Source organism: Oleiphilus sp. HI0080 (assembly GCF_001635135.1).
In genome coordinates this window covers 1-3591 of the sequence record NZ_LWFU01000732.1, presented here as the reverse complement: position 1 = coordinate 3591, position 3591 = coordinate 1, and the positions used below count along the sequence as shown (strand labels likewise).

Here is a 3591-nt window from a genome sequence, read left to right as displayed (position 1 = left end):
CCTTGAGCAAAGTCTTGAGCTTATGCCGTCGATGAGTTTTTTGTCGCACCCCCCCCCTCCTTATAGAACAGTTGAAACTACGGATAAGTTTGTTCTAACTGACACGCAGCAAGTTGGCCCTATTACAATTGCTCCAGAGGTAATGAGTGAATTAAACGACGATATTACTTTTTCAAGGCGTAGCGCGGTTAATAACCCGAACAAAAGTTTGTTTTCTGGTTGGGAGGTGCAGCCTCTGATAGGAGCCTTAAACAATGCTTTTCTTTTGACGCATTCAACTGTTTGGTTAGACGAGATTAGCTTCTTCTTTGATTACTTTGATAATGTTCGAATGAGTACTCAAAGCAGAGTTAATTTCGATGGTAGGCTTCTTCCACAATGGGAGCGAATTGATCGATATAACATTTTTTACGTTAGCCCCTTTTACGATTATTCCTCTAGCTCGGTCGATGACCTTATGCACGAAAGGCAGTGGGCAAGCTTATATTTTTCGGATGTGAATTACAGTGGCTTGATGTTAGGGGAGTTTCTAAGGGCGGCTCAGATAATCCAAGACAATCGGGTTGTTGGTTATGATGATCTCGTCGGCAAAATTATTAGTACGGCAGAAGCTGTGGTACGGTCTCATGACAGTGAATGGGTTGAAGTCCAAGAGGGTCGAGGTTTTTATAAATTTCCTGATAACAGCCCTTTTTTTCTTGACGGTGTAGAAATGCCAATCAATGAAGCAGCAGCATTTGGAAGTAGTTTGGTGCGTTTGTATATACTAACGGGTAAACAAGTCTATTTAGACCGTGCAGCTAATATTTGGAGACACTGGAGAGAAACTTTGTTTTGGGATGCGTATGGATATCTCTATTATCCTTATGTAAACGGAGTTTGGCAGAAAGGGTGGACTGAAGATAACAGTCCTAGTGTTAACACCCCGATGGCTTTGCCGGAGATAAAACCAGAGACTTTTCATAAGGCAGGCCTTACCATAGAGTTCTTTTTGCTCTTAAACTTTGTATTAAAAGATCGTCAGCTTGATCTAATATTGGAAGAGTTTCAAAGAGTTATGAAGGCTGTTTTAGATTCTGATACTCGGCCTGCGAGTTCAGAGTTTCCTCGTTATTTTGGCTTTTATTACCCAATAGACTCTGTGCATTGGAGCCCCGCCCATTATGCTGGGTGGATGGCTCTTATGAGTAAGGACGAAGCGTGGAGTAATTCATTACTTATTAACTGGGCTGCGGGGTTACGTAACTCAAAAACCCTTTTGCAGGGAGCTGTTCTGAACCCAGAGCTGTTTAATCGAATGTCCAAAATCTCGGAAGAGTCGATAGTTGTTAAGCCGGGGCTAACTTCAATGCCGGACCAAGATTGTTCAATCGCCTCGGGGGAGACTGCAATTGCTGAAATAAAATTTCAGCATACATCGCCTAAGAATAATAAGCTTTATCTTGAGGCTGATGGTGGGGCCTTGATAAGACTTAAGATTGATACCGAAACAGGATATTTTCGCGGGAGAATGTTTTTGCTGAAAGAGCGCTGTAATAGACTAGAGTGGGTAGATAATGGCATTTATTCCATGCCGTCGTCTGATGAAGAAAATAAACTTGAAATGACTGTGTATTCATTATCTCTTGAGTAATAATCGCGCAATTTTTAGATATATTGGAACTTTGTTATATGCTTGATGGTTTGTTAACTGGTTGGCCTTCTTTTACCCACGAGGAAGCCCATAAAGCCTCTCAAGTACTCTTATCGAATAAGGTAAATTACTGGACAGGAACCGAAGGCCGAGAGTTCGAAAAAGAGTTCGCCGAGTTTGCGGATAGCGAGTACGCCATTGCCGTTGCGAACGGTACGGTTGCGTTGGATTTGGCCTTATTTGCACTGGGCCTCGGCGAGGGTGATGAGGTCATCGTTACGCCGCGTACCTTTATTGCTTCGATCAGTGCCATTGTGAATGCGGGCGCCATTCCTGTGTTTGCCGATGTCGATCGAGCGTCGCAAAACATCACACGGGAGTCTGTTCGCAAAGTGATAACACAAAAAACCAAAGCGGTTGTTTGTGTGCACCTTGCCGGTTGGCCATGTGATATGGATGGCTTTATGGCGCTTGCTAAAGAGCATGACTTAAAAATTATTGAAGATTGCGCCCAGGCGCATGGCGCTAAATACACAGGTAAGGATGGTGTTACTCGTTCTGTTGGCTCCATAGGGCATATCGGCGCATGGTCGTTTTGTCAGGACAAAATTATGACCACCGGTGGTGAAGGCGGAATGGTCACCACCAACGACAAAGCCCTTTGGGAAAAGATGTGGTCATTCAAGGACCACGGTAAAAGCTATGATGCGGTTTATCACCGCGAGCACCCTCCGGGCTTTCGTTGGTTACATGAATCGTTTGGCACCAACTGGCGCTTAACTGAAATGCAATCGGCTATCGGACGTATTCAATTAAAGCGCATGCCTGAATGGACTGCAGCGAGAACGCGCAATGCGAACGCACTTGCAGAAGTGTGTCGTAAATTCGACTTTCTTCGCGTACCTGTGATTCCAGCGCATATCACACATGCGCATTACAAGTTTTACGTGTTTGTCGAGCTAGACAAGTTACCGAAAGCTGTTACCCGCGATAGTTTGATTGAGCTTATCAATCAGACGGGTATACCTTGCATGCAAGGCTCCTGCTCAGAAGTGTATCTGGAGAAAGCATTCGACAATCACCCTTCCAAACCTAAAGAGCGCTTGCCTGTCGCGAAAGAGCTGGGCGAAACCAGCTTGATGTTTTTGGTGCATCCGACGATTACTGTTGAGGTGATGAGCGAGGTTTGTGCGGTTTTGGAAAGGGGGCTGTCAGAAATTTTGTAGGCGTGGCACCTTCCATCAAACCGCCGCGCATGGTCCAGATTGGCACGCGTTCTCCGCAACTGCACACCAACGATCGTCGGGGCTGGGAGCCCCCTCGCTACAGGGTTTTGGTTGTAGGCGTTGCTTACTCTCTCAAGCGCTTCGCTTGCTTTGTTTCAGATAAAGCTCTTTAAGATATTCCGGCGCCAGGTCTGCTCCGTTTGGCCAGACAATGGTTTCTAACTCTGGGTCTACTGCTACCTTTGAGAATATCGCTTTGCCTTTCAGTGGTTCAAATATCGGAACAAGTAAAGCCTCGCTAAGATCCATGCATTTGTTGAATTGAATATAGTTTTTATTGAACCTCGGTAAAGCAGCTATGCTTACCAAAGTAATTACATATTAATAGCTTCTCCATGCCCCTAGCTTACAGAAAAGAAATTGACGGCCTTCGCGCACTTGCGATCATCCCTGTATTGCTATTTCACGCAGGCATTCCCGGTTTCTCGGGAGGCTTTGTTGGTGTCGATGTTTTCTTTGTGATCAGCGGTTATCTTATCGGTGGCCAAATATTGTTCGCGTTAGAAAATAAAAGCTTCTCGTTCGCAGAGTTTTACTTTCGTCGCGCACGACGAATTTTACCCGTTTTCCTCTTTGTGTTAATCGTTTGCAGTATCGCTGCTTGGGTGTTGCTGCACCCGGTCGCTTTGGTCGAGTTTTCATGGAATGCGATTGCTTCGGTCGGGTTTTCAT

The 3591-nt window shown here is 45.2% G+C and carries 4 protein-coding genes; 3 read left to right on the top strand and 1 reads right to left on the bottom strand.

Features of this window, described 5'->3' with window-relative positions:
* On the top strand, positions 1 to 1633 hold a 1633-nt coding region (locus A3751_RS22945; RefSeq protein WP_197466394.1), incomplete at its 5' end, for a hypothetical protein.
* 38 nt (positions 1634 to 1671) lie between these two features.
* The gene (locus tag A3751_RS15570) at positions 1672 to 2859 is read left to right on the top strand and encodes a DegT/DnrJ/EryC1/StrS aminotransferase family protein (RefSeq protein ID WP_068457768.1); all 1188 of its coding nucleotides are present in this window, start codon (positions 1672 to 1674) and stop codon (positions 2857 to 2859) included.
* A gap of 132 nt (positions 2860 to 2991) precedes the next feature.
* Here the strand turns inward: A3751_RS15570 and A3751_RS15565 are convergent, their stop codons facing one another.
* Positions 2992 to 3168, bottom strand: coding sequence for a DUF2442 domain-containing protein (locus A3751_RS15565; RefSeq protein ID WP_082863304.1), 177 nt, complete (start codon positions 3166 to 3168; stop codon positions 2992 to 2994).
* 86 nt (positions 3169 to 3254) lie between these two features.
* Between A3751_RS15565 and A3751_RS15560 the strand changes: the two genes are divergently transcribed.
* A partial coding sequence (locus tag A3751_RS15560; protein ID WP_156492523.1) for an acyltransferase occupies positions 3255 to 3591 on the top strand: 337 nt, incomplete at its 3' end.

Excerpts from the sequence above, each read along its gene's own strand:
- A3751_RS15565 (WP_082863304.1), bottom strand. The coding sequence starts at position 3,168 with ATGGATCTTAGCGAGGCTTTACTTGTTCCGATATTTGAACCACTGAAA.
- A3751_RS15570 (WP_068457768.1), top strand. The coding sequence starts at position 1,672 with ATGCTTGATGGTTTGTTAACTGGTTGGCCTTCTTTTACCCACGAGGAA.